The 19,643-nt window shown below is 58.9% G+C and carries 23 protein-coding genes and 1 pseudogene; 21 read left to right on the top strand and 3 right to left on the bottom strand.

Features of this window, described 5'->3' with window-relative positions; all coding sequences use genetic code 11:
- Positions 1-169 precede the first annotated feature (169 nt).
- From HMPREF9162_RS10145 to HMPREF9162_RS10185, 9 genes and pseudogenes are all read left to right on the top strand, one after another.
- Positions 170-1,420 carry a sensor histidine kinase gene (locus tag HMPREF9162_RS10145; protein ID WP_009439211.1) on the top strand — a complete coding sequence of 417 codons (1,251 nt, stop codon included), beginning with the start codon at positions 170-172 and terminating at the stop codon, positions 1,418-1,420.
- Positions 1,417-2,861, top strand: a pseudogene (locus HMPREF9162_RS10150) (aminotransferase class I/II-fold pyridoxal phosphate-dependent enzyme). Before HMPREF9162_RS10145 ends, HMPREF9162_RS10150 begins: the two are co-directional and overlap by 4 nt.
- Positions 2,862-2,863: 2 nt before the next feature.
- Positions 2,864-3,553 carry a thymidylate kinase gene (locus HMPREF9162_RS10155; RefSeq protein ID WP_009439267.1) on the top strand — a complete coding sequence of 230 codons (690 nt, stop codon included), beginning with the start codon at positions 2,864-2,866 and terminating at the stop codon, positions 3,551-3,553.
- A complete protein-coding gene (locus HMPREF9162_RS10160) occupies positions 3,546-3,812 on the top strand; it encodes a DUF4160 domain-containing protein (RefSeq protein WP_009349904.1) in 267 nt (88 codons plus the stop codon). Before HMPREF9162_RS10155 ends, HMPREF9162_RS10160 begins: the two co-directional genes overlap by 8 nt.
- A 5-nt stretch (positions 3,813-3,817) precedes the next feature.
- A complete protein-coding gene (locus HMPREF9162_RS10165) occupies positions 3,818-4,111 on the top strand; it encodes a DUF2442 domain-containing protein (RefSeq protein WP_009439178.1) in 294 nt (97 codons plus the stop codon).
- Between the two features lie 27 nt (positions 4,112-4,138).
- Complete coding sequence (gene rnmV, locus HMPREF9162_RS10170) at positions 4,139-4,678, top strand: ribonuclease M5 (RefSeq protein WP_009439168.1); 540 nt, start codon at positions 4,139-4,141, stop codon at positions 4,676-4,678.
- A complete protein-coding gene (gene rsmA / locus HMPREF9162_RS10175; protein ID WP_009439246.1) occupies positions 4,675-5,550 on the top strand; it encodes a 16S rRNA (adenine(1518)-N(6)/adenine(1519)-N(6))-dimethyltransferase RsmA in 876 nt (291 codons plus the stop codon). The genes rnmV and rsmA overlap by 4 nt, the downstream gene beginning before the upstream one ends.
- 12 nt (positions 5,551-5,562) lie before the next feature.
- On the top strand, positions 5,563-6,342 hold the full coding sequence (locus tag HMPREF9162_RS10180) for a PHP domain-containing protein (protein WP_009439187.1): 780 nt from the start codon (positions 5,563-5,565) through the stop codon (positions 6,340-6,342).
- Between the two features lie 23 nt (positions 6,343-6,365).
- A complete protein-coding gene (locus tag HMPREF9162_RS10185) occupies positions 6,366-7,340 on the top strand; it encodes an SDR family oxidoreductase (protein ID WP_037350611.1) in 975 nt (324 codons plus the stop codon).
- 102 nt (positions 7,341-7,442) lie between these two features.
- Here HMPREF9162_RS10185 and HMPREF9162_RS10190 read toward each other — a convergent pair whose 3' ends face one another.
- The 3 genes from HMPREF9162_RS10190 to HMPREF9162_RS10195 all read right to left on the bottom strand — a co-directional run bounded on the left by HMPREF9162_RS10190 (position 7,443) and on the right by HMPREF9162_RS10195 (position 10,093).
- Positions 7,443-8,612 carry a MalY/PatB family protein gene (locus tag HMPREF9162_RS10190; protein WP_009439239.1) on the bottom strand — a complete coding sequence of 390 codons (1,170 nt, stop codon included), beginning with the start codon at positions 8,610-8,612 and terminating at the stop codon, positions 7,443-7,445.
- An 89-nt stretch (positions 8,613-8,701) separates the two neighbouring features.
- Positions 8,702-8,866: a hypothetical protein gene (locus tag HMPREF9162_RS12535; protein WP_175282270.1), complete on the bottom strand. Its 165-nt coding sequence runs from the start codon at positions 8,864-8,866 to the stop codon at positions 8,702-8,704.
- A gap of 72 nt (positions 8,867-8,938) precedes the next feature.
- Positions 8,939-10,093, bottom strand: coding sequence for a PLP-dependent aspartate aminotransferase family protein (locus HMPREF9162_RS10195; RefSeq protein WP_009439162.1), 1,155 nt, complete (start codon positions 10,091-10,093; stop codon positions 8,939-8,941).
- A gap of 209 nt (positions 10,094-10,302) precedes the next feature.
- Between HMPREF9162_RS10195 and HMPREF9162_RS10200 the strand changes: the two genes are divergently transcribed.
- From HMPREF9162_RS10200 to HMPREF9162_RS10255, 12 genes are all read left to right on the top strand, one after another.
- Positions 10,303-11,307, top strand: coding sequence for a uroporphyrinogen decarboxylase family protein (locus HMPREF9162_RS10200; protein ID WP_009439172.1), 1,005 nt, complete (start codon positions 10,303-10,305; stop codon positions 11,305-11,307).
- Positions 11,308-11,324: 17 nt separating this feature from the next.
- Positions 11,325-12,191, top strand: coding sequence for a transporter substrate-binding domain-containing protein (locus HMPREF9162_RS10205; protein WP_009439216.1), 867 nt, complete (start codon positions 11,325-11,327; stop codon positions 12,189-12,191).
- 24 nt (positions 12,192-12,215) lie between these two features.
- The gene (locus HMPREF9162_RS10210) at positions 12,216-12,977 is read left to right on the top strand and encodes an amino acid ABC transporter permease (protein ID WP_009439152.1); all 762 of its coding nucleotides are present in this window, start codon (positions 12,216-12,218) and stop codon (positions 12,975-12,977) included.
- Positions 12,967-13,674: an amino acid ABC transporter permease gene (locus tag HMPREF9162_RS10215; protein WP_009439189.1), complete on the top strand. Its 708-nt coding sequence runs from the start codon at positions 12,967-12,969 to the stop codon at positions 13,672-13,674. Before HMPREF9162_RS10210 ends, HMPREF9162_RS10215 begins: the two co-directional genes overlap by 11 nt.
- Positions 13,675-13,686: 12 nt before the next feature.
- On the top strand, positions 13,687-14,451 hold the full coding sequence (locus HMPREF9162_RS10220) for an amino acid ABC transporter ATP-binding protein (protein WP_009439241.1): 765 nt from the start codon (positions 13,687-13,689) through the stop codon (positions 14,449-14,451).
- 754 nt (positions 14,452-15,205) lie between these two features.
- Positions 15,206-15,856 carry a ComF family protein gene (locus HMPREF9162_RS10225; protein WP_009439209.1) on the top strand — a complete coding sequence of 217 codons (651 nt, stop codon included), beginning with the start codon at positions 15,206-15,208 and terminating at the stop codon, positions 15,854-15,856.
- Positions 15,857-16,107: 251 nt separating this feature from the next.
- Positions 16,108-16,494: a hypothetical protein gene (locus tag HMPREF9162_RS10230; protein ID WP_009439234.1), complete on the top strand. Its 387-nt coding sequence runs from the start codon at positions 16,108-16,110 to the stop codon at positions 16,492-16,494.
- A gap of 224 nt (positions 16,495-16,718) precedes the next feature.
- On the top strand, positions 16,719-17,168 hold the full coding sequence (gene rimP, locus HMPREF9162_RS10235) for a ribosome maturation factor RimP (protein ID WP_009439201.1): 450 nt from the start codon (positions 16,719-16,721) through the stop codon (positions 17,166-17,168).
- A 14-nt stretch (positions 17,169-17,182) separates the two neighbouring features.
- Complete coding sequence (nusA, locus tag HMPREF9162_RS10240) at positions 17,183-18,322, top strand: transcription termination factor NusA (RefSeq protein WP_009439277.1); 1,140 nt, start codon at positions 17,183-17,185, stop codon at positions 18,320-18,322.
- Positions 18,323-18,598: an RNase P modulator RnpM gene (gene rnpM / locus HMPREF9162_RS10245; RefSeq protein WP_009349922.1), complete on the top strand. Its 276-nt coding sequence runs from the start codon at positions 18,323-18,325 to the stop codon at positions 18,596-18,598. It begins immediately after the preceding gene.
- Between the two features lie 3 nt (positions 18,599-18,601).
- Positions 18,602-18,934: a L7Ae/L30e/S12e/Gadd45 family ribosomal protein gene (locus HMPREF9162_RS10250; protein ID WP_026761523.1), complete on the top strand. Its 333-nt coding sequence runs from the start codon at positions 18,602-18,604 to the stop codon at positions 18,932-18,934.
- Positions 18,934-19,643: translation initiation factor IF-2 N-terminal domain-containing protein (locus tag HMPREF9162_RS10255; protein ID WP_009439145.1), on the top strand; the 710-nt coding region annotated here is incomplete at its 3' end. The genes HMPREF9162_RS10250 and HMPREF9162_RS10255, both read left to right, overlap by 1 nt.

Here is a 19,643-nt window from a genome sequence, read left to right on the forward strand (position 1 = left end):
TGTTGCACAAATATACTTTTGTATATGTGCAATAAGCCCTATTTTTTTGAACATGTTATATGGTTCGTGCATATGTAATGTTCTGCGCGGATCATTATATATCCCTCGTACACTGCGTGACTTTTGCGGGGAAATAGAGTACAATGGTCACAAAGAGCAGGAGGGGATTATGAGTAAACGTGAGAGAAATATGCGCCGGAGCGCCGCAGGGTTGGAGCAGGAGAGTGCAGAGGGGATCGAAGAGAGCCAGTTGCGCCGCTTGTTGACAAATACCATCGATACCATTGAGGACAACAAGACACAGATCTTCGACATCTATCAAAATACGCGCAGCGAGCTGGAGCAGGCGCGACAGCGGCTCATCGAGCTGAAGAAGAATGTAACCACGACGATTGAGCGTGTGGACGGACTTGCAGCTGAGGAGCAGCAGGCGAAGCAGCGGCTCGCTGAGGTCAGCAGCAGGTTCTCCGAGTTTTCGGAGGACGAGATTCGCAAAACCTACGAGAATGTCTCCATCATTCAGATCAATCTCGCCATCGAGCGGGAGAAAGAGCAGCAGATGCGCGTGGAACGGGATAAGCTGGAGATTCGTCTGCGTTACCTCTTCACAATGGTCGAGCGTGCGGAACACATGGCGCTCGCGATCGGTTCGGTGCTCAGCTACCTCAGCACACAGGTCAGCGGCGTGATTTGGAAAATCGAGGCGGTGCAGAAAGATAAATTTGTCGGCGCACGCATCATCAAGGCGACAGAGGAGGAGCGTTACCGCATCTCGCGCGAGATTCACGACGGCCCCGCGCAGGATCTGGCGAATGCTCTTTTTACGACGAGCATCACGGAGCGGCTCATGGATCAGGATATGGCAGCTGCGAAGGAAACGCTAGGGGAGCTGCGCGGTGAGATCCGTAAATGTCTTACGGGCGTCCGTCAGATTATATTTGACATGCGGCCGATGGCGCTCGACGATCTCGGGCTGCCGCAGGCGGTGGAACAGCTTGTGAATCTTTTCGGTGAACGTGGAAAGCTGCGCGGATCCTTTAGTCTCGAGGGTCATCATTATCAACTGCCGAAACATGTGGAGATCGCCGTGTTCCGGATCGTGCAGGAGGCGCTCAACAATGTGGTGAACCATGCCAAGACGGATAAGGTGAAGGTGCGGATGCATTATACCGATGCGGCGCTCACGGTACTTATCGCAGATGAGGGGGTGGGATTCGATACAAAGTATGCGCATGATGAGCCGACCGAAGAGTCCGATGATTCCTTTGATATGGAAGCACAGCGGCGCAAACGCCATTTCGGCGTGATCGGCATGGAAGAGCGTGCTAAACTCATCGGCGCGGCAATTCAGATACTCTCCGAGCCAAAGAAGGGGACGAAGGTACATCTGCGCGTGGAAAACCGTATGGTGGATGAGTGAAGGCGCCGATTGCCGGAGCGCTCCTAGATTATGCAAATCTTGGTATCGCGCCATTCCATACGCCGGGGCATAAGGGGGGACGCGGGGCGCATCCTCTGCTCCGCAATTTTTTGACGGAGACGGGGCTGCGCGCCGATGTCTCGCTCTCGGCGGAGCTCGACGACCTCCACGCGCCGACGGGATGCATCCGCGCGGCGGAGGAGATGGCGGCACGGGCGTATGGGGCGGATGCCGCGTATTTCATGATCAACGGCACGACGGGCGCGATCCATACGATGCTCATGTCGGCGCTTGTGCCCGGGGATACGGTGCTCGTGCCGCGCAACGTGCACCGTTCGATCGTCGGCGGGCTGATCCTCGTCGGTGCGCGCCCGGTCTACATGCAGCCGGAGATCGACGCGCGGCTCGGCATCGCGATGGGCGTTTCCCTTGCCGAGGTGCGGCGCGCAGCGGCGGCGCATCCGGGGGCACGCGCCGCGCTTTTCGTCTACCCGACGTACTACGGCGTTGCAAACGAGCTGCCCGAGATCGCGGACTTCCTGCACACGCGGGGGATACTTGTGCTCGTCGACGGGGCGCACGGGGCGCATTTTGCATTCTCCGACGTGCTGCCGCCGTCCGCGATGCAGGCGGGCGCGGATCTCTCCGCGGAGAGTACGCACAAGATGCTCGGCTCGCTGACGCAGACCTCCATGTTGCTCGCGCGGGGGGACGCGTCCCCGCCGAACGCATCCGCGCGGCATCGGGACTGCTCCAGTCGACCAGTCCGAACGAGATCCTGCTCGCTTCGCTCGATGCGGCGCGTCTGCAAATGGAAGAGGAGGGACGCACGCGGCTCGATACAGCGATATGCTGCGCAGAGGAGCTGCGCGCGCGCATCAATGAGCTGCCGGGACTGTGGGCATTTGGCGGCGCGTACATGGGCGCGCCGGGGCGCGTCGCGCTCGACCCGCTGAAGGTCACGGTGAACGTCGCGGGACTCGGGCTCTCGGGCTTTGCGGCGGAAGAGGAACTGCGCCGCGCGGGGATCGCGTGTGAGTTGTCGGATGCATATAATGTGCTCTTTTTGCTCTCCTATGCGGACGGAGTGCGGGAGATAGAACGAATTGCGGCGGCGCTTGAGAAGATAGCGGCGCGGTGCGGAGAGGCAGATATGCCGGAGACTGCGGCGCCGGAGATGCCGCCCTTGCCGGAGACGCCGTGTACGCCGCGCGCGGCATATTTTGCGCCGAAGGAGCGCGTGTCTCTCGCGCAGGCGGCAGGACGCACGGCGGCGGAGACGATTCTCTTTTACCCGCCGGGGATTCCCGTGCTCGCTCCCGGGGACGCTGTGCAGGCGGCGTCACTCGATTATCTGCGCGCGATGCGGGACGCGGGCGCGCGTGTTGTGGGCGCGTCGGACGCATCCCTTGAGACAATACTGGTGACAGCGGAAGGATAGCTATGGCAAAGGGCAAACTCTTTATCATCGAAGCGGGTGACGGCTCAGGGAAGGAGACACAGACGCGGCTCCTCGCAGAGCGGCTTGAGCGGGACGGACACAGCATCCTGCCGATTACGTTTCCCGACTATGCGGCGGATTCCTCCATGCTCGTGCGGATGTATTTGCGCGGGGATTTCGGCACGCACGCGGATGATGTGAACGCCTATGCGGCATCCACGTTCTTTGCCGTCGACCGCTACGCGTCCTACAGGACGAAGTGGGGGCGGGACTACGAGACGGGCGCAGTGATCCTCGCCGACCGCTATACGACGTCGAACATGGTGCATCAGGCGGTCAAGATTCAGGACGACGCAGAGCGAGACGCATTTCTCGATTGGCTCTATGATCTGGAGTTCCGCAAGATGGGGCTGCCCGTGCCGGACGCCGTGTTCTTCCTCGATATGGAACCTGCGGCGGCGCAGCGGCTCATCGCTGTGCGCGCAGAGAACAGCGGCGCTGCGCCCGACATCCACGAGCGCGACGCGGACTATCTCGCGCGCACGCACGACGCCTACGTCCTGCTTGCGGCGCGCTATGGCTGGGTGCGCATCCCATCGAGTACGGACGGCGCGCCGCTACCGATCGCGGAGATCCACGAGCGGCTATATCGTGAGGTGCAAACATATTTGGGAGGTGAACCATGTGCCTGAAATCAGCATTTTTTTCGGAATACGTATCATGATCTATCATAACGACCACAATCCGCCGCATATTCATGCGGAATATGCAGGCAATAAGGCGCAGATCGATATTCAAACCGCTTCGGTGACGCGAGGCTTCCTCCCAAACAGACAATTAAAACTTGTGCTTGCATGGTGCGCTATGTATCAAGATGAACTGATGCAGGATTGGGAACTCGTCAAGAGCGGGAAAGAACCGAATCCGGTACCGCCGCTCAGAAAGGGCTGATAACGATGGATGAGAGATTTTTTCCCGAGGTCTTACAGGTCGTGCCCGGCGAGCAGTACGAGTTGTACGCATACTTCAACGACGGAACGGTGCGCCGGTATGATGCCGCGCCCCTCGTGGTGCGCGGCGGCGTCTTTCGCCCGCTCACGGATAAGGCGGTGTTCGATGCGGCGCTCACCGTGATGAACGGGACGGCGGCGTGGGATATTGAGGGGAAAAGAGATCCCCGAAAATGCATTGACATCGATCCGTTTGACGTATACGACGCACCCGTTGTACGGGATCCGTTGGAAGTATGATCCGGAAGGCGCAAAGAGAGTGACGTTTTGATTCAAGAAGTGATCATTGTCGAGGGGAAGATGGATGTCGCGGCGGTGCGGCGCGCGGTGGAGGCGGACTGCATCATCACGGACGGGTTTCGTCTGCGCAGCCGCGCAATCAAGGATATCCGCGCCGCGTATGAAGCGCGCGGCATCATCGTCCTCACCGATCCCGACACGGTCGGCGAACGCATTCGTGCGCGTCTGACGAAGATGTTCCCGCGTGCAAAACACGCCTTTATCCCCGCCGAGGAGGCGACGAATGCCGCTGACGGCGACGTCGGCGTCGAGCAGGCGAGCCCCGATGCCGTGCGGGCGGCGCTCGCCCTCGTGCATACGCCGATGGAGCGTCCCGCAGAGCTCTTTTCGATGCGCGACATGATGTCGTACGGTCTGACGGGGACGCCTGATGCCGCCGCGCGCCGCGCCCTGATGGGGCGGCGGCTCGGACTCGGATGCGCCAATGCAAAGACGTTCCTCGCGCGGCTCAACACCTACGGCATCAGCCGCGCCGACTTTCAATCCGCCGGAGAGGAGCTGCCATGAGAGCGAATATTCCCGTGATTGCCGATCCGGAGGTCACGCGCCATATATTGAACGCCTTTCACCTGCGTGCGAGCAAGCGGCTCGGGCAGAACTTCCTCGTGGACGCGGGCGTTGTGCGCGGTATCGTGGAGGCGGCACAGCTCACGCCCGCAGATACGGTGCTCGAGATCGGCCCCGGCATCGGCACGCTGACGCAGGGGCTCGCGGAGACGGGCGCGCGCGTCGTCGCGGTCGAGCTGGATAAAAAGCTCCCCGCCGTGCTCGCCGAAACCCTGCGCGGCTACGATAACGTCACCGTCGTGCCGGGCGATATTCTAAAGATCAACATCCCGGAGACGCTTGGATTAAAAGAGGGGCAGCGCTTCAAGGTCGTGGCGAACCTGCCGTACTACATCACGACGCCGATCATCATGACGCTCCTCGAACAGAGGCTGCCGATCGAGCGGCTCGTCACGATGGTGCAGAAGGAAGTGGCGATGCGCATGACGGCGCAGCCGGGGTCAAAGGACTACGGCGCGCTCTCCCTCGCCGTGCAGTATTTCACCGCGCCACGCATGGTGATGGACGTGCCTCCCAGGGCGTTTCGCCCCGCGCCCGAGGTGACGAGCGCGGTCGTTGCCTGCATTGTGCGCGAGTCTCCGAGCGTTGCGCCGCGCAGTGAAAAACTCTTTTTCCGTCTCATCCGCGCGGCATTCGGACAGCGGCGCAAGACCCTGCCGAATGCGCTGGTGGGGGCGGGACTGACGAAGGATGCCGCGCAAGCCGCCCTGCGCGCGGCGGGCATCGCCGGCAGCACACGCGGCGAGCAGCTGTCGCTCCAAGACTTTGCACGGATTTCCGATGCTGTCGGCGATCTGCCGGGACAAGGGTGAGGAGGAATGAAGATGCTCTTTGACAGCCATTCGCACACCGTATTTTCCGCCGATTCGGAGATGCCCGCGGAGGAAGCCCTGCGCGCCGCGAGGGCAAAGGGACTCGGGATCGTCTTTACCGAACACTGCGACTATGACTATCCCGCGGCGGGCGAGGAGACGTTTCTCTTTGACCCCGAAGCGTATTGGGCGGCATATGAGCCGCTGCGCGATGCGGGGCTGTCCCTCGGTGTCGAAATGGGCATGATGGAGAGTGCGCGAGAGAAGAACGCCGCCTTTATCGCGCGCGTACCGTTTGATTTTGTGCTCGCGTCCATCCATTTCCTGCGCGTGAAGGATCTCTACCATGCCGAGGCATACGAGGGGCGCGAGAAGGACGAGATGTACCGCGAATATTTCTCCGTCATGCGTGCGGAGATCTATGCGCATCCTTATATCGACGCGCTCGCACACATCGACTACATCGCGCGCAACGCGCCGTTTGAGAACCCGGAGATCTCTTACGGCACATTCGCGGAGGAAATCGACGGTGTGCTCCGCGCGCTCGTCGAGACCGAGACGGTCATCGAGATCAATACGCGCAGGCTAGGTACGCCGCGCGGCATCAAGGAGCTCGCGCCCGTCTACCGCCGCTACCGAGAGATCGGCGGGCGGTATGTTACGATCGGTTCCGACGCGCATGTACCGACGGCGGTCGGCGCATATTTTGACCGCGCGCTTGCGCTTGCACACGCATTTGACCTGCGCGTCGTGACGTTCCGTGCGCGCAAGATGCAGATTTGTGAACCGTAATACATCATGGAATGGGGGATATGATGAATTATCGTACAATTAATTTTCCTGCAAACAGTCTTTTTCTCGTGACCGGCGGCGCGGGGTTTATCGGCTCAAATCTATGTGAAGCCGTCCTGTCAATGGGGCATTGCGTGCGCGTGCTCGACAATCTGTCGACGGGCTATGAGAAAAATATCGCGGGACTGCGCACACATGAGAAATTCGAAATGATCGAGGGGGACATCAAGGATTTCTCCACATGCACGCGCGCCTGTGCGGGCGCCGATTATGTGCTCCATCAGGCGGCGGCGGTGAGCGTGCCGGAGAGCATCGAGCAGCCGATCGCCTACACCGAGACGAACATCATGGGGACGGTCAACATGATGCAGGCGGCCGCCGCGGCACATGTGAAGAAATTTGTCTACGCATCGAGTTCCGCTGTCTACGGCGACGATCAAACGATGCCAAAGCGCGAGGACATCGTCGGGCGGCGCCTTTCCACCTATGCCGTGACGAAATATGTCGCCGAGGAGTATGCCGTCCAGTATACGATGCATTACGGACTGGATTGCTATGGGATGCGCTACTTCAACGTCTACGGACGCCGCCAAGATCCGAACGGCGCGTATGCCGCGGTCATTCCGAAATTCGTCGAGGCACTCCTGCATGACAGACCGCCGATCGTCAACGGTGACGGCGAGCAATCGCGCGATTTCGTCTACGTCGAGGACGTCGTGCAGGCAAATCTCCTCGCGTGCGCCGCGCCGCATGAAGCCGCAGGCGAGGCGTACAACATCGCGAGCGGAACGCGGTCAAGCCTCAACGAGATGTATGCCGTCCTCAAAGAACTGCTCGGCAAAGACCTCACGCCCGTCTATGGACCGGAGCGCGCGGGTGACATCCGCCACAGCGGCGCGGATATTACGAAAGCGCGTGAAAAACTCGGCTATGCACCCGCATACGATTTTAAGCGCGGCGTCACCGAAGCGATCGCATGGTACAGAGAGAATCTGTGATATCGAATTTGATATAGAAATAAAAAAGGGCTATTGCACGATTTTTCCTTCGTGTAATAGCCCTGTTCCTTATGGGAAAAGGGGATAATAAGGAGATCCCTTTTAACGAAATGCTTGTACGAGCTGTTCAAGCCCTCGTTCGAGCGTCGCTCGGGGGCAGGCGATGTTGATGCGCTGGAAACCGCTGCCGCCTGTGCCGAAGATGGGACCGTCGTCGAGCCAGAGGTTTGCCTCGTGAACGATTTTGTCGTTGAGCGCTTTGTCCGAGAGACCGTACGCACGGAAGTCGAGCCAGAGGAGGTATGTTCCCTCGGGCTCGACGATTTTTATTTGCGGCAGATACTGTGCAAGGTACGCCTTCGTATACTCGTAGTTCGTCTCAATGTAGGCGAGGAGTTCCGTGAGCCACGGCGCACCGTGTTCGTATGCGGCGTGCGCGGCAGAGAGTCCGAGCGTGTTCGGTTCGTCGTAGCCCGTTTTGCCGCGTTCCGTGCGGAAACGGCTGCGCAGGTCGTCGTTCTTGATGAAAATATTGGATATTTGGAGTCCCGCGAGGTTGAACGTCTTGCTCGGTGAGGTGCAGGTGACGGTGATGTCTGACGCCTCGGGGGAAAGGGCGGCGAACGGCGTATGCGTAAAACCGGGGCGGACGAACTCTTCGTGAATCTCGTCCGCGACGACAAGGACGCTGTGCCGCAGACAGATCCCGGCGATGCGTTCGAGCTCCGCGCGCCGCCACACGCGGCCGACAGGGTTGTGCGGGCTGCACAGGATGAAGAGATTGACATTGTTCTCGATGATTTTTTGTTCAAAATCGTCAAAGTCGATTTCGTAGCGTCCGTTTTCGAGCCGGAGCGTGTTGTCGACGAGTGTGCGCCCGTTGTCGCGGATGACGTTCGCAAACGGATAGTAGACGGGCTGCTGGATGAGTACGGCATCGCCCGGTTCGGTGAATGCGCGGATGGCGGTTGCGATGGCAAAGACGACGCCCGGCGTGATCACGAGCTCGCGGCGTGCGACGTCCCAATGATGATGTGTTTTGAACCAGTGCTGCAGGACGGCGAAGTAGTCGTCCTTTATCTGCGTATAGCCGAAGATGCCGTGCGCCGTGCGGCGATTGAGGGCGTCGAGGACGGGCGCGGGCGCGCGAAAGTCCATGTCGGCGACCCAAAAGGGGAGGACGTCTTTCGGATAGCCGCGCTCTGCGGCGAAGTCGTATTTGATGCTCGCGGTGCCGCGGCGGTCGATGAGTTCGTCAAAATTCGTGGGCATGATGATTCTCCTGTTAGAAACTGTTATTGCATGGCTTAGGGAGGCGTTTCACGCCGCTGCGCAAACGACGCGGCAGTGACATTCGGCGCTCAGAATGTTACGCCGCACAGCCCTGTGTCGCTCCGCTCCTTGGGCTGCACAGCGGCGTTCTCACACTGCATATGAACGGGAGGTAAATATGCCGCGCCGCCCTTGCGGGTTACAGCTTCGCGGCTGTGATAACGCCCCCCTGCGCCATACTTAAAGGGCATCACTCTTTCCGCGCCGGAGGGCGCGCATCGGTTGCAGCTTTTTTCACGAAGGTTATTTTATAGTAGTGCTCCCTATTATCTTTCTCGTGCCGCGGCGCGCAGCGCCTGGGCAAGATCCTCCTCGATGTCGCCCAAGTCCTCGATGCCGACGGAGAGCCGCAGGAGACGGCTGTCAAGCCCCGTGCGGCGGATGAGCTCGGCGGGCATCTCCGCGTGCGTCTGCACGAGCGGATAGGTGAGGAGACTTTCGACGCCGCCGAGACTTTCGGCGAAGGCGATGAGCTTCAGGTGTGCGAGACATTTCTGTGCGATTTCGGGCGTCTGTACCTTGAACGAGATCATCCCGCCGAACCCTGTGCTTTGACTTTTTTGAAGTTCGTGTCCGGGATGATCCGGGAGTCCGGGGTAGAACACCTCCGTGACCTCCGGGAGTGTGCCGAGCCACTCCGCTGTCGTGAGTGCGCTCTGTGCCTGCCGTTCGATGCGGACACCGAGGGTCTTGATGCTGCGCAGCATGAGCCAAGCGTCCATCGTGCTGAGATTCGGACCCTCGGATTTTACGAGGAACTCGATGCGCTCCGCGAGATCGGAGCCATCCTCCTTGACGGCGATGAATCCGCAGATGATGTCATTGTGTCCGCAGAGGTACTTCGTGCCGCTTTCGAGGACAATGTCCGCGCCGAGTATGAGCGGCTTTTGAAAATGCGGCGAGAGGAAGGTGTTGTCGGTAACAAGGAGCGCGCCGCCCTCATGTGCGATGTCCGCAAGCGCACGGATGTCCGTGACGAACATCATCGGGTTCGACGGGGTTTCGATGAAAACCATCTTCGTCGCGGGGCGCATTTTCGCGCGTACGAGCGCCGCGTCGCGCGTGTCGATATATTCGAAGTCAATGCCGTATTTCGCGTAGATTTCGTTCGTCAGGCGCACCGTGCCGCCGTAGATGTCCTCGGAGAGGAGCACATGGTCGCCCGCCGTGCAGAGGGAAAAGACGAGGTTGATCGCCGCCATGCCTGAGGACAGCGCCCACGCGCGTTCGCCGCCCTCAAGGAGCGCGACGGTCTGTTCGAGGACGCTGCGCGTCGGATTCGCCATGCGCCCGTAGTCGAAACCCGTGCTCTGGCGAAATGCGGGATGGCGGAACGTCGCGGAGAGATAGATCGGCTCCGTGATCGCCCCCGTTGTATCGTATTTGTGACAGCCATGCACCTCGGCTGAAAAATCCTTCATGTTTATTTCCTCCCTCGTGATTTTGTGGTTCTGTATCTAGGATATATTCATTATAAACGCGGGGAAAGGCATCTGTCAATCAAAAATCCATAAAAACATACTTGACAACTATGCAAAAGCGTTGTATGATTGCTCCACGATAAAGTTAAAACATATCTGCGAACAATGAATTTAAGAGTCCGGCAGACTTGCCGGGAAGGGAGCATATCATGGCGGTATCGAAGAAAGAACTTGTGCTGAGCGCGATGGATCGCAAGGGAGTCGAACGCGTTCCGGCGGGATTTTGGTTCCACTTCCTCGACGACGAGATTCACGCGAACGCGTACGATGATCCGTCGCTCGAGAAAAAGGTCTTGGACGGGGAGCTGCGCTACATCGAGGAGTCGCAGCCGGACTTTGTAAAGATCATGACGGACGGGTTCTTCTCCTATCCGAATCCCGTCGTGCAGCAGGCGCGTACGGCGGCGGAGCTCGCGAAGGTGCAGCCGCTGCCCGACGACCACCCGTTCTTCACGCGGCAGATTGCGTATGCGAAGGAGATCACACGCCGCTACGGCAATGAGATCGCGACGTTCTACAATATCTTCTCCGCGGCGACGACGGTGAAATTTATGCAGCCGGGCACGATCGACGAGAGTGAGACGTTCCTCACGAATCTCGTGCGTGAGGACAAGGAAGCGGTAAAGGCGGCGTTCGCCGTCATCTCCGCCGACATCGCGAAGCTCGCGCGCCGCATCATCGAGGAGGCGGGCGTGACGGGCATCTACCTCAGCCTGCAAAACCACACGGGATTCGGAGACGACCGCAGCGTCTATCGCGCGGTGTTCGCTCCCGGCGAGCAGGAGATTCTGCGCGCGGCGAACGCGGCAAACGACTACAACATCCTCCACATCTGCGGCTATGCGGGACATCGTAACGAGCTTGAATGGTACCGCGGCTACGAGGTCAAGACCATCAACTGGGCGGCGGTGGTCGAGGGCGTGCCGCTCGAGGAGGGGCGCAAGGTGTTCCCGGAGCACGCGCTGCTCGGCGGATTCGGCAACCTCGATACGGACGTGCTCTATCGCGGCAGCCGCGCGGAGGTGGAGGCGGAGACGCGCCGCATTTTGTCGGCGGCGGGGCGCACGGGGGTTCTGCTCGGTGCGGACTGCACCGTGCCGCGCGACATTGACCGGAACCGTTTTGCATGGGTGCGCGAAGCTGCACGCGTTTGATATAGGAGGATGGCAAAATGCATTTTAATAAAATCACGAAAACGGCGCTGACGGCGCTCCTCGGTGCGGCACTTTCCGTAGGTCTCACGGGCTGCGGCAAGGACGCGGCGGACGGCGGCGCGGCAAAGTCCGCGGACGGCAAGAAGATCGTCACGGTCGCGCACACGAACTACTATGTCCCGTACGACTATGTGAACGAGCAGGGTGAATCCGACGGATTCGAGGTCGCGGTGATGAAGGAAGTCGCGAAGAAACTGCCGCAGTATGAGTTCAAATTCGTGCCGACCTCGGACGACGACCTTCTCATCGGCGTCGAATCGGGCAAGTACACGGTCGGGACGAAGGGCATTTGGATCACGGATGCGCGCAAGAAGAAATATGTTTTCCCGAAGAACAACATCGGCGCGAGTGTCATCGGTCTGACGATCCGCAAGGACACGGCGAATGAGATCAAGGATATGGCGTCGTTCGCGAAGTTCAGCGGCAAGATCGTGCCAATCGCTCCACAGGACGCGCGCTACATGGTTGTCGACACCTACAACAAGGAGAACCCGGACAATCAGATCAAGCTGACGTCCTCCGAGTCGTTCCAGAACGCGGACGCGTACAGCTGGGTGATGGAGGGGCGCTACGACGGCTATCTCGACGTCGAGCTGAGCTACAAGAACAACATCGCCAAGGAGGATGCGCCCTACCATGCGTTCAGCGACAAGCTGACCTATGTGCGCTACAAAGGCATCCCGACGTACCCGATCTTTAACAAGAACGAGCAGGCATTCGCCGACGAATATGACAAGGCGATCGAGGAGCTGCGCGCCGAGGGCAAGATCGCGGAACTTGAGCAGAAATATTTCGGCGAGAGCCTTTCGGAATATCTGAAGTAAGCGGAGAGAAATGTGAGGTGAAGGGTGGAAACAAGAGCCTTTGACGCCGGTATGATTTTAGAGGTGCTGCCCGACCTCCTCGCATATCTTGACGTGACCCTGCTCGTTGCGGGCATCAGCATCGCGGCGGGATCGCTCCTCGGCGGGCTGCTCGCATGGGCAAATCTTGACGGCGGGCGTCCGTTGCGCGCACTCGCGGCAGTCTATGTGTATGTCATGCGCTGTACGCCGTCCATCGTCCTGCTGTTCATTGTGTTCTACGGGCTGCCAAAACTCCTGCAGGGCGCATTCGGCATCGATATGAACGGCATGAACCGCGCGGTGTTCGCGGTCATTACCTTTACACTGCTCTTCGGCGCGTACATCTCCGAGGTGTTCCGCGCCGCGTACAAGGCGGTGCCGCGCGGGCAGTACGAGGCGGCGGTCTGCGCGGGGCTCTCGCCCGTGCAGGCATTCGCCCACGTCATGCTCCCGCAGGCGGCGATCGTCGCCCTGCCGAATTTTGGCAACGCGTCGATCAATTTGCTGAAGGAAGGATCGCTCGCCTATACCATCGGGCTCATCGACCTCATCGGCAAGGGCAACCTCATCATCGCGCAGAATTTCGGCGCGTACGGCATCGAGATCTATCTCGCCTGTATGCTCGTCTACTGGGCGGTCGTGCTCCTCTTGGAGCAGGTTTTTACGCAGGTGGAACGCCGCCTTGATAAAGGCGCGAGTCTGCGCGTCGAGGCGCCCGCCCGCGCGGGTGCGGTAACGGGAGGAGGCGCCGCGGATGGAGCTTGATTTTGAATTTATGCGCGAGACGTTCCTGCTCGTTTGGCAGGGCGCGGGCGTCACGCTCTCGCTGACCGTGCTCTCTCTCGTCCTCGCCGCGCCGATCGCGTTTTACTTTGCGGTGCTGCGCGTGCGCGGACGCCGCGTCGGCGGGACGATCGTGCGGTGCTACGTCTCCTTTGTGCGCGGCACGCCGCTCATTTTGCAGATACTGCTCCTTTATAGTCTACTGCCGAGCCTGCTCAACGTCGTCGTCAAGCAGGTGGGACTGGATGTCAACGTATTCGATGCCGTCGATCCCTTTTGGTACGCGGTCTTTATCTTCACGATCAACTCGATCGCGCTGCTCACAGAGGCGTTCCGTTCCGCCCTGCTCGCCATCCCAAAGGGACAGCTCGAAGCGGGGCTCGCGAGCGGACTTTCCGCGCCCGCGACCTATCTGCACGTCATTCTGCCGCAGGCACTCGTCGTCGCGCTGCCGAGCATCTGCAACATCACGGTCAACCTCATCAAGGGGACATCGCTCGCGTTCCTCATGACGGTCAAGGACATTATGGCGGTGGGGAAAATCGCCGCATCCTACGGTTACAATTATATCGAGTCGTATCTCGACGTGTTCGTCGTCTATCTCGTGCTCTGCACGATCGTTCAGCTGCTGTTCGCAGCGGCGGAGCGCCGCGTCGGCGCGTTCCGCGGTCAAATTTAGGGAGGGGAGAACATGCTGCTGCATGTCCAAAATGTCCGCAAACAGTTTGAAAACACCGAGGTGCTGAAGGACGTCAGTCTCAGCGTCGACAAGGGCGACGTCGTTGTCATCCTAGGCCCCTCCGGATCGGGCAAAACGACCCTCCTGCGCTGCCTGAACTTCCTTGAGCGCGCCGACGGCGGCGCGATGGATTTTCACGGCGCGCATCTCTCGCTCGCGGACGCATCGCATAAAGAGGTCGCGGACGTGCGGAAAAAGACGGGATTCGTCTTTCAAAACTACAACCTCTTCGCGAACAAAACCGCACTCGAGAATGTCACGCTCGGACTGACGGTCGGGCGCGGCATCGCGAAGGAAGAGGCCCGCGAGATCGCCATGGATGCGCTGCGCAAGGTCGGCATGGAGAGCCGTGCGGACTACTATCCCGCGCAGCTCTCGGGCGGGCAGCAGCAGCGCGTCGGCATCGCGCGCGCCGTTGCGGCAAAGCCCGACGTTATCCTCTTTGACGAGCCGACCTCCGCGCTCGATCCGGAGCTTGTCGGCGAGGTTCTATCGGTGATGAAGCAGCTCGCGCAGGAAGGCACGACGATGATCGTCGTCACGCACGAGATGAAGTTCGCGCAGGACGTCGCGACGCACGTCGTATTTATGTCGGACGGCGTGATCGTGGAGGAGGGCAGCGCGAAGGAGATCTTCACCGCACCGCGTGAGGAGCGCACGCGCCGGTTTCTGCGGCGGATATTGCCCGAAGAGTATGAGCCGGCGGCGCTGATTTAAGTGACACGCGATTTTGGCGCATCGCTGTGTCATTTCGAAAAATCCTGCGGTCGACGTAGGTTTCATCTACGCCTGCCCTCGCGTTTTCCTCATTCCTCGCTGTGCATCGAAACTTCCGCATCAACGAGCGGCGTTGTTGAGGCGGGGATGGGGGGCGCGCCTAGTTTTGTCATTATGGGGAGGCGTTGCGTCGCCATAACGCGTTTTATGAACAAAAAAAATCGACAGCCGCTCTATTTCGAGCAAGCTGTCGATCTATGTCGATATTACCATAAAACTGTGAACCATCCTTATTCAGTTGTGTGGTCGCCTTTCCACTGCGTGTACGCCTCGTGTATCTGCGCCTTGGAAAGCCTTATATTGTACGTTCAGCTGAAACCGTTTTGGAGATCCCATAGATTCATCCAATTTGCGCGCTTGGTTTTCGAAATCGAATCGTACAGAAGGAATTTGTTAACTGCCCGAACCACCGGGGAGTGACTGCGCTGCAACCGGCTTTTTTGACACTATGCCATGTGCGTATCGGCAGAATCCGCCGCCGTAATACTTCTTCAAAGATGCATTCCTGTCAATGGGCATGGTCACCGCGCTGAAGAATTTGTGTCAATAGACATTCTCCTTTCCGCTAGTTTCGAACCTAGGAGATATATCTCTTTTCTGCGTTTATCATATCATAATCCCGAGGGAATCGCAAGCATTTTTTAGCAAATTGCGTTATAATATAGAAACTTCTATATACGCCGGAGGGATACATTTGCTTTCGATGTTTGTTGACTTTCTCTTCCCGCCCCGCTGTCCGAGCTGCAAATCGTATGTGGAGCGGCGGGGCAGTTTTTGCGGTGCTTGTACGAGACGACTCACAGGACTGCGCACTGTCGCCCGCTCTGTGGATGCCGTATCGTATCTTGCTGGGATTTGGGCGCTCGGATATTACCGTGAAGGTGTGCGGGATCTCCTGCGTACGCTCAAGTATCGGCGGGAGAAAAGTGTTTTGCCCTATCTCCATGGCATGCTCGCTGCCGGGGAAGCGGTACTCATGCAGCTCCCGGAGCAGATCGTCGCCGTACCTGTTCCGCTCGCTCCCGCGCGCGCACATGAGCGTGGATTCAACCAGACGGAGCTGATTTTTGCGCCGTGGCTAAAGGCGCACGGGATCGCATTCGAATCGCTGCTCGTACGCAGCCGTGAAACTGCACCGCTTTATGAGTTCTCACGCGAAGAACGCCGCCGTGAGCTGCGCGGGGCATTTGTATGCGCGAATGGCGCGCAGATCGCGGGACGGCATATCCTGCTTCTCGACGATATTATGACGACGGGGACGACTCTTCTGGAGTGTGCGCGCACGCTCAAACGCGCGGGTGCGGAAAATATATATGCCCTTGTCCTTGCGAGTGAGCATAGCTGACCGCTTATATCGAAAGAGAAGTTCTAAGTACTGCAGCGGTTTTACTTGCAGACAGCCGGACAATTTAGTAGAATATAGACGCAAAGTAAGCGGAATTGGAATAAATTGTATTGGAAAAATAGTCAAGTACAGCTCGAAATCTGAGCCCACGTTTTGTTGTGCCCCGGGCAGTGCAGAACAATCCGAGTGCAGAATAAAGATGTTCTGCGCTGAAATTATTGTATGGAAAATATCAAGGGAGGAGAACCTTTATGGAAGATCAGGATCCGCGCGTACGTCCAATGAGTGAGGCGGAGAATGCTGCGTATCGTGGCGTTACGGTTGATGAGGATGGTACGGCGGCCGATGCGGAGTCGCCGCGGGCAGAAGCATACCGGTCTTCGGGCGGGGCATATGAGCGCGCGCAGCGAAGTTCCGTGCGTTATGTCCGTATCGGCGGAGCGCCGCAGCAGCCGTCGCTCCTTTCCTCCATTATTTGGGGGCTTGTCCTTGCCGCGCTGCTTGCTTTCATCATCTTCGTCGCACTGCCCGCGATTGCTATGGTGATTGTCGGTGTCTGTATTCTCGGGGCAATCGTCAGTCTCGTTGGGAGAGGGCGTGTGCTTGCGTGGCTGACGCGGCATTTATACGGAAGGTAGAAAATTCAGCCTGGCGATCCGGACGAAAATATTTGGTGAAGCCACAGGCGAGTTTGCGTGATATAGGGCTTTACAAAGCCTATATCATATGATATACTCTAGGAAATTCATTTAAGACGTGGAAAGAGTGGGTGAAAGCCCACTCTTTCATTCATGTAAAAAGGAAGCAGGGCGCTTTGCGTCGTGCTTCCCTCTGTGATGCGGTTAGGATAGAGAGGGAAACGATGAGCGCGAAGATCGAGGAGCGCGTCGAGGAGATCGTACAGGATCTCCTGCCGGTACAGCCGGAATTGGAACTCGTAGACGTCGAATATGTACGTGAACGCGATTGGTATCTCCGCGTCTACATCGACAAAGAGGGCGGTATCGACATCGAGGACTGCCGGACTCTCAGCGAGCGACTGGAGGAGATCCTTGACCGTGAGGACTTCATTGCCGATGCTTATATCCTCGAAGTTTCCTCACCCGGGCTTGATCGTGTGCTGCGCAAGGCGCGCGACTTTGAACGAGAACACGGCAAGCGTGTCGATGTGGCGCTTTATGCGCCCCTTGACGGTAAAAAGAACTTGACGGGTGAGCTCACCGGCTATGACGGAAATGTATTGATACTGGACGACGATGTGCGCATCCCGATGGAGCAGGTATCTCAGGTGCGTCTGCATATCGACTTTTAGGGAGGATTTGGGCTTTGGCAAGAAAGATCACAAAGGAGACGAATGCCGGAAAGGAGTTCCTTCAAACACTAAAGGAACTTGCGTACGAGAAGGGGATTGACGAGGAACTCCTTTTTGAGACCATCGAGGCGGCGCTGATTTCAGCCTATCGGCGCAACTTCGGATCGGCCCAGAACGTACGCATCGCACTTTCACGCGAGACGGGCGCATTCCACGTCTTTGCCATCAAGACGGTGGTCGAGGAAGCCGAGAGCGGCGTCACAGACATCTCTCTTGCACAGGCGCATGCCATCAATCCGGACTATCAGGTCGGCGATGTGGTCGAGATCGAGATGACTCCTGCAAACTTTGGGCGCATTGCAGCGCAGACGGCGAAACAGGTGGTCATGCAGCGTCTGCGCGAAGCGGAACGCGGCATTGTCTACGAAGCGTATATGAATCGCTCCGCCGATATCGTGACGGGAATTGTTCAGCGCATTGAGGGACGCAGCGTGTATGTCGATATCGGCAAAGCAGAGGCTGTGCTGATGCCGACCGAGCAGATACCCGGCGAGACATACAACTATGGCGATACCATTCGTGCGTATATCATTGAGGTCAAACGCTCGCCCCGCGGCCCGCAGATCATGCTCTCGCGCACGCACCCGGGACTCCTCAAAAAGCTGTTTGAGCTCCAGGTGCCCGAGATGCAGGAGGGCATCGTCGAGATCAAGGCGATTGCGCGTGAGGCAGGCAGCCGCTCCAAGGTCGCTGTTCACTCTACAGAGGAGCGTGTCGATCCCATCGGCGCGTGTGTCGGTCCGCATTTCATGCGTGTACAGGCTGTGGTAGACGAGCTGGCTGGCGAGAAGATCGACATTGTGAAATGGAGTGAAGATCCCGCGACCTACATTGCGAACTCGCTGAACCCCGCAAAGGTCATTTCGGTCGCCGTGAGCGAGACAGAGAAGCTCTCCCGCGTCGTCGTGCCGGATTATCAGCTCTCGCTTGCCATTGGCAAGGAAGGGCAGAATGCCCGACTGGCGGCTAAGCTCACAGGATGGAAAATCGACATCAAGAGCGAGTCGCAGGCAGCACAGGAAGAGAACGGCGGTGTGCCGGAACCCGTCGACGACATAGATGCCGCGGAGACCTCCGCGGCGGGGGAGGCCTAAATGGAGCCGGCGAAACAGCCTGAGCGGCTGTGCGTCGGCTGTCGGGAGAAGCATCCCAAGGGCGAACTCATCCGCATTGTGCGTGCTCCGTCGGGGGATGTTTCCATCGACGCGACGGGAAAGAGTCCAGGGCGCGGCGCGTATCTCTGTCCGCGTGAAGAGTGTCTGCTGGCAGCGCGGAAACACAACGGTCTCGCGTGGTCGTTCAAGGGGCGGGTTGCGGCCGCTGTCTACGATGCACTCTCGGAAGCCCTGCGGGCGCGTACGGAGGGCTAGATGATGAATGCACAGACTGAGAACCGTGTCGAGAATTTACTGAGTATGGCGGCGCGCGCGCGCCGCATCGTCTCGGGTGCGTTCGTGGCGGAGGAGACACTTGAAAAAGGGCGAGGGACATACCTCTTGCTCGCGGCGGATGCCTCGGAAGAAACAAAGCGCAAATTTACGAATATGGCGGAACGACGGAATGTTCCATATGTGGAGTTATTAAGAGCAGAGCGGCTGGGACGGTGCCTCGGAAAAGAGTACCGCGCGGTCGCCGTATTGATAGATAGAGGATTTGCGGAGCGGCTGGACGCCTATCTGCATGAAATACCGACGGGGGTGGATTGATGTCAGAATCGAAATACAGAATCACCGATTTGGCGAAAGAATTCAAGACGGACAAAAATACCATTATTGATATTCTGAAGAGCAAGAACTACAAAGTGAAGAACATGTTCAGTGCTGTCGGTGAGGAAGAACGTGCCGCCGTCAAGGCGGAGCTTGGGCGGACGGCAAAGCCCGTACGCAGGGAGTCCATGCAGAGCAAAGCCCCCGCTCCGCAGCAAGAGCGCCTCGCAAAGAAGGACGTACGACCTGCAGCACCGGCACAGAAGGATGGTGAGTCGGCAGCCTCGGCAGGAAGGGCAGAGATACCTGAGCCAGAGAAGCAGGTACTGCGTGCCCGAACAAAGGCACCCGGCATTGTAATCGTACGTCAGGCGCCTGCTAAGACGCGCAGTGAGAGTTCTGGAGCGTCGAATGCAGGAAGCGCTCGCCCTGCACGCTCCTCGTCCGCCGGCGGAAATGCGGGCGGACGCAGCAGCAGCGGACGTCCTGCAGGGCGCTCTGGTGCGGGGCGTCCAAGCGCACCCGCTGCAATGGCGGCACCGCCGCCCGCAGAAGGCCGTGAGACCGGTCGTCGCCGCAGCGGACGAGGCGGCGAGAACACGGGCGGCGGAGACCGCAGCCGCGGCAGCCGCGGCGGACAGCGGCGTGACCGCGAGGAGCGGACGGATCTGCCGCGTGCAGGGCGCAGCGGCGCACGCAAACAGCGTAA

Origin of the sequence: Selenomonas sp. oral taxon 137 str. F0430 (assembly GCF_000183625.1) — a bacterium.
GTDB lineage: Bacteria > Bacillota > Negativicutes > Selenomonadales > Selenomonadaceae > Centipeda > Centipeda artemidis.

Bases quoted from the DNA above. Each gene is read 5' to 3' on its own strand.
- HMPREF9162_RS10200 (WP_009439172.1), top strand. From the start codon at position 10,303: ATGGCGGTATCGAAGAAAGAACTTGTGCTGAGCGCGATGGATCGCAAG.
- HMPREF9162_RS10165 (WP_009439178.1), top strand. From the start codon at position 3,818: ATGGATGAGAGATTTTTTCCCGAGGTCTTACAGGTCGTGCCCGGCGAG.
- HMPREF9162_RS10185 (WP_037350611.1), top strand. From the start codon at position 6,366: ATGAATTATCGTACAATTAATTTTCCTGCAAACAGTCTTTTTCTCGTG.
- HMPREF9162_RS10155 (WP_009439267.1), top strand. From the start codon at position 2,864: ATGGCAAAGGGCAAACTCTTTATCATCGAAGCGGGTGACGGCTCAGGG.
- HMPREF9162_RS10205 (WP_009439216.1), top strand. From the start codon at position 11,325: ATGCATTTTAATAAAATCACGAAAACGGCGCTGACGGCGCTCCTCGGT.
- HMPREF9162_RS10220 (WP_009439241.1), top strand. From the start codon at position 13,687: ATGCTGCTGCATGTCCAAAATGTCCGCAAACAGTTTGAAAACACCGAG.
- rimP (WP_009439201.1), top strand. From the start codon at position 16,719: ATGAGCGCGAAGATCGAGGAGCGCGTCGAGGAGATCGTACAGGATCTC.
- HMPREF9162_RS10180 (WP_009439187.1), top strand. From the start codon at position 5,563: ATGCTCTTTGACAGCCATTCGCACACCGTATTTTCCGCCGATTCGGAG.
- rnpM (WP_009349922.1), top strand. From the start codon at position 18,323: ATGGAGCCGGCGAAACAGCCTGAGCGGCTGTGCGTCGGCTGTCGGGAG.
- HMPREF9162_RS10195 (WP_009439162.1), bottom strand. From the start codon at position 10,093: ATGAAGGATTTTTCAGCCGAGGTGCATGGCTGTCACAAATACGATACA.
- HMPREF9162_RS10215 (WP_009439189.1), top strand. From the start codon at position 12,967: ATGGAGCTTGATTTTGAATTTATGCGCGAGACGTTCCTGCTCGTTTGG.
- rsmA (WP_009439246.1), top strand. From the start codon at position 4,675: ATGAGAGCGAATATTCCCGTGATTGCCGATCCGGAGGTCACGCGCCAT.
- HMPREF9162_RS10190 (WP_009439239.1), bottom strand. From the start codon at position 8,612: ATGCCCACGAATTTTGACGAACTCATCGACCGCCGCGGCACCGCGAGC.
- HMPREF9162_RS10145 (WP_009439211.1), top strand. From the start codon at position 170: ATGAGTAAACGTGAGAGAAATATGCGCCGGAGCGCCGCAGGGTTGGAG.
- HMPREF9162_RS10250 (WP_026761523.1), top strand. From the start codon at position 18,602: ATGAATGCACAGACTGAGAACCGTGTCGAGAATTTACTGAGTATGGCG.
- HMPREF9162_RS10230 (WP_009439234.1), top strand. From the start codon at position 16,108: ATGGAAGATCAGGATCCGCGCGTACGTCCAATGAGTGAGGCGGAGAAT.